This window comes from Microcoleus sp. K1-B1, assembly GCF_036704705.1.
Lineage (GTDB): Bacteria > Cyanobacteriota > Cyanobacteriia > Cyanobacteriales > Microcoleaceae > Microcoleus.
The window spans coordinates 1-5,452 of the sequence record NZ_JAUBSH010000166.1; the positions used below are offsets into that span (position 1 = coordinate 1).

5 protein-coding genes are annotated in these 5,452 nt (G+C 44.5%); 2 read left to right on the forward strand and 3 right to left on the reverse strand.

The annotated features are described in order from the left end of the window. The first annotated feature begins 311 nt into the window (after window positions 1-311). On the forward strand, window positions 312-560 hold the full coding sequence (locus QUA83_RS29870) for a hypothetical protein (protein ID WP_333297805.1): 249 nt from the start codon (window positions 312-314) through the stop codon (window positions 558-560). Between the two features lie 469 nt (window positions 561-1,029). Here the strand turns inward: QUA83_RS29870 and QUA83_RS29875 are convergent, their stop codons facing one another. Next, complete coding sequence (locus tag QUA83_RS29875) at window positions 1,030-1,821, reverse strand: DUF4347 domain-containing protein (RefSeq protein ID WP_333297806.1); 792 nt, start codon at window positions 1,819-1,821, stop codon at window positions 1,030-1,032. Window positions 1,822-2,081: 260 nt separating this feature from the next. On the opposite strand from QUA83_RS29875, the gene QUA83_RS29880 reads away from it, so the two are divergent. Continuing rightward, entirely contained in the window at window positions 2,082-3,164 is a 1,083-nt protein-coding gene (locus tag QUA83_RS29880; protein ID WP_445301829.1) for a TIGR03032 family protein, read from the forward strand. Window positions 3,165-3,201: 37 nt separating this feature from the next. Here the strand turns inward: QUA83_RS29880 and QUA83_RS29885 are convergent, their stop codons facing one another. Beyond that, on the reverse strand, window positions 3,202-4,056 hold the full coding sequence (locus tag QUA83_RS29885; protein WP_445301830.1) for an ABC transporter ATP-binding protein: 855 nt from the start codon (window positions 4,054-4,056) through the stop codon (window positions 3,202-3,204). 170 nt (window positions 4,057-4,226) lie between these two features. Beyond that, window positions 4,227-5,000, reverse strand: coding sequence for an ABC transporter permease (locus QUA83_RS29890; protein ID WP_333297809.1), 774 nt, complete (start codon window positions 4,998-5,000; stop codon window positions 4,227-4,229). Between the last annotated feature and the right edge of the window lie 452 nt (window positions 5,001-5,452).

Here is a 5,452-nt window from a genome sequence, read left to right on the forward strand (position 1 = left end):
ACGTCTTAAGTTTAACTCCAATTAGGTAACTTAATATTTTGTTACATAGATTGGTTTTTTCCCGCCTACCTACTTAGTAGTGGGTCTTCACCCATACTTCAAGCAGCTTCTCAACTTAAACTTGTCTGTGAACAGAGCATCAATCCAGTCTTAGCAGTCTTAGACGCCTGAATATGGCAATGCAAATTGGGTATTAGCGCAAGCAGACATTCAAGCTGATTGCTTAATGAGAGTCCGAAAGAATTCCTGGAAAGTGGTCAGCACCACCAGCCTATAGTGGTCGCGGTAGACCACGTAAGCACGGGCAGAAAATGAGACTCAATGACCCAAGCACATGGCTCATCGCGGATAATGTGATTGAAATTGACGAAGATTCACAGTTGGGACAAGTTCGAGTCAGACAATGGCTTGACTTACATTTTTATCGTGCGGCCCAACAGAGAGTCAATTTAATCCTCGTCGAAAGAATGAAGCCCATGTCAAACGGTCAGCCGTTTCCACCCTTATGGTTGGCTTGGGTGGGAGAACGAACTCTCCCTAAGCGAAACAGTCTGGTTTAAGTATTTACGACGTTTTGGAGTGGATCATTGGTATAGATTTGTCAAGCAACGATTGCATTGGACTTTGCCTAACCTGAGAACTCCCGAACAATCCGAGCGGTGGAGTGATTTAATGCCATTGATGAGTTGGCAACTCTGGCTAGCTAGGGATTTAGTGGTTGAGAATGTCTTACTGCAGGCAATCTGGTAATATCAGTTTAACTCCTGGACGTTTTGCTCAATCAATGTTTTCGCTTTTAGTTGACATTGGGACTCCTACAAAAATCCCTAAACATAGGGGAAAATCCCCGGGCTGGGAAAAAGGAAAGGTACGTACCAAGGCACCGTGCTATCCCACTGTCAAAAAACGGGTTTCTCGGCGCAAAAAGTCTTCAAGATTAGCTATTTAATCTTCTACTTTTCGAGTAGTTGAGCAACAGCTTGCCTGAGATTCAAAGGTGGCTACTTTTAGCTGCGCTCATTTTTTAGTCTAAACTACAGTGACAAAGAGGGGGGCAGTGCCAGTAGGGAAGTCAACTTTGGTGGCAAAGGTGGGGGTGGTGGCGTTGGTGGGGGTGGTGTTGAGCAGGATCGAGGCGGTGTTGCTGTTAAAGTTCGCCACAGCTAAGTCAGGTTTACCGTCGCCGTTGAAGTCGCCGATGCTGATGTATATGGGCCGAGAGCCAGCTATGAAGTCAACTTTGGGGGCGAATCCCAGCACACCACTGTAGGTTTTGAGGGTGGTTTCTACGATCGCCAGTTTGGACACTTCGCCGGATGGAGGGATGAGTTGGGGGATGTCCCAGGTGCCTCCGAGTTCGCTGTTACCTGTAGGTTGGGAGTTAGCGGCGATGTTTGCGCCTGTGAGTTGGTGGAGTTGAGTCAGGAATTGGTGCCCGGATTTCCCGGCTGCTACGTTACATCCATACAATATGATGCTGGCGTTGGCACTCAGGGCGTTTCGCCACTGTTGCAACTGTTGGCTGTAGTTTTCGATGTTGCTGCTGTTGAGTTCTGTCGTGCCTAAGTAAATTTTGCCGGGGCTACCGTGGGTGATGATGTGGAGGGCTTCGATGCCTTGATGCTGAGCTAGGAATGTGGTGATTTGCTCTACGGCATCAGGCTGGTTTTCCAGGATGTAGATTTCTGTGTCTGGTTTGAGGCCTTGGGCTATGTAGTTGCTGTCTGGTACTGCGGGGTCCAGGATGACGATCGAGCTTAATTGGTTGCTCATGCAAGCAACAAAGGGATGTTTTTTGTTAAGTTGAGTTAGGGTGTTCATCTGTTTTTGCTTTGAGTAGAATTACTGATTTTTGAAATGCAAAAAGCGATCGCCCGATTCGATTTGCGATGCCGGTATTTCTATCTGGTAGCGGATGACACCCTAAACTTTTAATTAGTAGGAGCTTAGCAGGCTGCGATCGTACTGTCAGGGTTTTAGCTGCTCATTTATTAAATCTTTATATTTTTCTGGCTATTTTATGGAAATTATAAAAAGTCGAAGTCGGGGCGAGTTTATCAGATTATTGATTTTAGGCAATTATGCTCAGTAATTCTATGAATAATGACGATCGCACAAATTTCAAAACAACTCAGGAACACGAGATTTTTGGCGATCGCGATTTGCCATCTTGGTTAACCCAACAACAAATCAGCCTCGCTTGCACTACCTATCAAACCAGCAGGTTAATGTTAATCGGTGCTGTGCCAGAAACCAACAGAATCTCGGCTTTTTGGCGAATATTCGATCGCGCAATGGGACTTTTCTGCACGCCGGAACGCCTTTATTTAAGTTCAAAATATCAACTCTGGCAATTAGATAATGTCTTAGAAGCCGGGAAATTATACCAAGGATACGATAAATTATATATACCCAGAATCGGTTATACTACAGGAGATATCGACATTCACGATATCGCAGTTGATAAAAATAATCAAATCATTTTTATTAGCACTTTGTTTAATTGTATCGCTACTTTGAGCGATCGCCACAGTTGCAAACCTTTCTGGAAACCAGGTTTTATTTCACAATATATCAATGAAGACCGCTGTCACCTCAACGGTTTGGCGATGGTGGGGGGGGAGGCGAAATATGTCACAGCGTCGAGTCAGTCGGATGTGGTGGATGGCTGGCGCGATCGCAGAAAAAACGGCGGTATAGTTATTGATATCGAATCTAATGATATTATCGTCACAGGATTGTCAATGCCACACTCACCTCGTTGGTATCAAGACAAGTTGTGGCTGCTGAATTCGGGGAGAGGGGAATTAGGATATGTGGATTTAGACACAGGGAAATTTCAGGCAATTGCGTTTTGTCCGGGATATGTCCGAGGACTAGCATTTTGGCAAAATTGGGCAATTGTGGGACTCTCGAAACCTCGGGGTGGTGACAACACTTTTAGCGGTTTAGAATTGGATGAGCTGTTGGTAGCCAAGGATGCTGAGGCTCGCTGTGGTATGATGGTGATCGATTTGACTACGGGGGCGATCGTTCACTGGTTGCGGTTTGAAGGAATTGTCACAGAACTCTATGACGTGCAAGTGATTCCCCAAGTGCAAAAGCCGATGGCGTTGGGTTTTCAAACGGATGAAATTGCTCAGTTAATTACTTTGGAACTTTAACCGCAGATGTGGGCGGATGTACGCTGATGGACGCAGATTAAGATGCAGTTTGTTTAGTGACTTCGACATAAATATGTTCTAGCCGCACCGGATACCGAGCGATTGAATCAATAGAAATCCCGTCGAACAGCAAAATAATTTCTTTTAATTCTAAACGTTCCGGCAGCCAAAAAGCCAAATCGCTACCGTAGCGGCGGGGGATGAAACTGTATTCTTTAGCGCGGGCGATGACTTCAGCTTCTTCGTCGGTTTTTACCACGATAATTTCTTGAGCCGGAATCAGTTTTTGCAACTCCTCCAAACTGCCCTCAGCCACAATACTGCCATTTTTCAAAATCCCAATTCTCTGACACAGCCGCTCAGCTTCATCCAACAAGTGAGTTGTCAGCAAAATTGTAATTCCTTCCGATTGCAATCGCTGAATTAACTCCCAAATTTCATAGCGGGCCTCAATATCTAAACCCGTTGTCGGTTCATCTAAAATTACTAATTTAGGCTGGTGTACCAACGCCACCGCAATATTCAAACGGCGCTGCATTCCTCCGCTCAAAGTTTCCACCGGGCTTGTAGCTCTATCTGTCAAATTAACTGCTTTCAAACAGTGTCTTACTTGATAGCGCCGCTGTTTGCGCTCTAAACCATAAATTTGAGCAAAAAAGTTGAGATTTTCTTCGCAGCTAAGGCTTTTGTAAAGCAAATTTTCTTGGGGCGCTACACCGATTAAAGATTTTGTAGAGTCAGAAACAGGTTCGCCATTGATGGAAACTTTGCCGCTGTCGGCATTTAGCAAATTGCATAAAATATTGATAGTTGTAGTTTTGCCCGCCCCGTTTGGCCCCAGTAAACCGTAAATTTCTCCAGCTTGAATGTGCAGTGTTAAATCTTTAAGCACTGAACGCTCGCCATAGGACTTATTTAGCTTTTCTATTTGCAGCACTGCTTTAATGCTCCGTATTATTTTATATATTTACGGTTGTTTCTGAACGATTAAACCGCAGAGAGCGCAGAGGGCGCAGAGTCAGAGAAGAGAGAGATGAATAATTACGACATAATGAGATAGTTTTAAAGTCTTCTTTCTACTCTCAGCATCCTGCGGTAAGAAAGCCATCCACCTGCAATCATGGCAATAGAAAATATGAATAAATACCAAAAGTGTTCTGCAATATCAGCCAAATCTTTGCCGTCAGCCCACACGCCCATCAGCGCTTCGTTCATGTGATAGATTGGATTGTACTGGGCGAGTTCCAGCAGGCTTTTGGGAAACAGCGAAGTAGGTAAGAATGCGCCTCCTAAAATCAATAAAGGAACGCCGAAAGCCGCTACTAGGGAGTTGACATCTTCTGTGCGCCTCGCAAACTGGGTGCCGAGAATAAAGCCTACACCTACATAAGATACAATACTGAGCAGAATAATCGCACATCCTAACAGGATTGAGCCTTGAAATTTTGCTCCTAAACAAGAGGCGATCGTGTATACTAAAATTACCTGACCGATACCGATGCAACTGTGAGCCAGGAAAATTCCTAAAAAGTAGGAAGTGCCACTTAGCGGGGAAATAAACAAGCGTTTGAGGGTATGCTGTTCTCGCTCTGCTACTACCGTTGCTACGCTACCACCGAGACAGCTAAAAAATAAAGCCGCTCCTACTAAGCTTGCAGGTGCAGCAGTTTCAAAGGCTTTTGCTGTGGTGAGATTAGCGCGTTCTTTTAAAATCAAACCGTTAATTAGCAAGATAGAAACTGGAAAAATACTCCACAAGACTAAGCTGCGTCGGCGCCTCCCCAATTCAATTAAAATTCGCTGTGCTACTGCGAGCGTTTCGTACCAGTATTTCATCTTAAGGAATGAGAATTAAAGAACTTGCATTTTTTGTAGGTTGGGTTGAGGAACGAAACCCAACCCCAAGCTTGATTGTTGGGTTTCGTTCCTCAACCCAACCTACGGAAGTTATTTAATCCACGATCCTAAGTTTGTTAGCATTGTTATTTTAGGGAATCAAAAATTAAACTTAAGAGCCTATGATACAGTCATTACATAACCTTGTCAAATAACAGTTCAAAATGTACACCATTGAATCAACATCAACAAAGTGGTGAAAAACCAAATAAGGCAACGGAGGAAACGGGTAAAATCAACGGGATTGGATGATGAAATTACCCTCGCGAGTAACCGAGGACATGGCGCCGTGCTCATTGGTGACAACTTAAGGTCGGGAGCATCTCAATGAAAGCAGCAAAGCTCGAAATTGGAATTAGGAGTCAGGAGTCAGGAGCCAGGAGAAAAGAGTC